The organism is Arthrobacter sp. RT-1 (assembly GCF_003367205.1).
GTDB lineage: Bacteria > Actinomycetota > Actinomycetes > Actinomycetales > Micrococcaceae > Arthrobacter.
The window spans coordinates 1-722 of the sequence record NZ_QRGQ01000020.1 but is presented as its reverse complement, the minus strand read 5'-3'; the positions used below and the strand labels follow the sequence as shown (position 1 = coordinate 722).

Here is a 722-nt window from a genome sequence, read left to right as displayed (position 1 = left end):
GTGGCCTAACCCCTTGTGGGAGGGAGCTGTCGAAGGTGGGACTGGCGATTGGGACTAAGTCGTAACAAGGTAGCCGTACCGGAAGGTGCGGCTGGATCACCTCCTTTCTAAGGAGCACCTACAAATCACTGTCTGCCGCGTATGTGGTGGTGGGGGTTTGTCAGGAGTACAGCCCGTTGCGCAGACACAGGTTCTGCGGCGGGTGCTCATGGGTGGAATATCAACAAATAGCGGCCGCTTGTTTCTTTTCCCTGGTTTAGTACGGATGCCTTGTGTGTCCTGGAACGGCAGGGTCGGGGAATGGGTGGTTTAGTGTTTGGCACACTGTTGGGTCCTGAGACAACAGGACCGGGGGTGACCCCGGGACTTGTGTGTTTCTGGTTTCCTGGCTGCACCGATCACGCGCGTTTGTGTGTGTGGGGTGTGTGGTTTGGGGTTGTTGTTTGAGAACTACATAGTGGACGCGAGCATCTTTTATAAGAAGCAATTTCCAAGAATATGAACCTGGATCTGGTTCTTCACTCCTTGTGGGTGGGGGAACAGTTTTCATGGTTCTCTCGAAAACTTGTTTTTTGATCTTTTGTGGTCAAGTTTTTAAGAGCACACGGTGGATGCCTTGGCATTAGGAGCCGAAGAAGGACGTAGGAATCTGCGATAAGCCTGGGGGAGTCGATAACCGGACTGTGATCCCAGGGTGTCCGAATGGGGAAACCCCGCCAAGC

Annotated in this window: 2 rRNA genes; both read left to right on the top strand. The window is 53.3% G+C overall.

From position 1 onward, the window contains the following. A 16S ribosomal RNA gene (locus DXK94_RS15105) occupies nucleotides 1-107 on the top strand; the annotation flags it as partial. 477 nt (nucleotides 108-584) lie between these two features. Then, a 23S ribosomal RNA gene (locus tag DXK94_RS15100) occupies nucleotides 585-722 on the top strand; the annotation flags it as partial.